The sequence below is a fragment of the Phormidium sp. CCY1219 genome, from assembly GCF_035615515.1.
Classification (GTDB): domain Bacteria; phylum Cyanobacteriota; class Cyanobacteriia; order Cyanobacteriales; family Laspinemataceae; genus CCY1219.
In genome coordinates this window covers 1-645 of sequence record NZ_JAJENT010000176.1, presented here as the reverse complement: position 1 = coordinate 645, position 645 = coordinate 1, and the positions used below count along the sequence as shown (strand labels likewise).

1 protein-coding gene is annotated in these 645 nt (G+C 42.5%); it reads right to left on the bottom strand.

The annotated features are described in order from the left end of the window. On the bottom strand, nucleotides 1-645 hold a 645-nt coding region (locus tag LKK83_RS01060), incomplete at both ends, for a group II intron maturase-specific domain-containing protein (protein ID WP_324628879.1).

The window sequence follows — 645 nt, the reverse complement described above, 5'->3', positions numbered from 1 at the left end:
ATACTTTCTGAGCTTATCAATGGACGCTTTCCCACATCTTGATACTGTCCATGCCCTTAAAGCTACCCAAACCATATGGTCGAGTTTGGAGAATGTTTCCTTGGATACTACTCCAGAATAGTAGTTACTCCACCCTCTTATGACTAGGTTTAGCCGTTTGATTAATGCGTATTGTGGGGCTGTTTTATGAGCCTTGATAACCGCCTTAATTGCTTTGTAGTGCTTCTTGACTGACTTCTTGCTTGGCTTTATATTGAGCTGGAATAGTTGCTTTCCCCCTCCACCAGTATTCGTGGCCTTGTATTTGCCTACCGTGTAATGGCGGATATTAAACCCTAAGAAGTCAAAACCTGGCTCTCCCCCTTCTTCTGAGAGTTCATGGGTATGACAGATTCTTGTCTTTTCTGGTTTAAGCTTTAATCCAACTTGTTTAAGCCATTGTTCAATCAAGTTACGGGCTTCTAGTATGACCTCTTTATGTGGTGACAGTACCACGAAATCATCGGCGTATCGAATGATTTTCGGACGATAACTTTTCTCTTGCTTTCCGTCAATGTATTTAGATTTAGGGAAGGCATTGACTACCGAATTTATCATTCCGTGTAAAGCAATGTTGGCCAGGAGTGGACTAATGACCCCACCCTG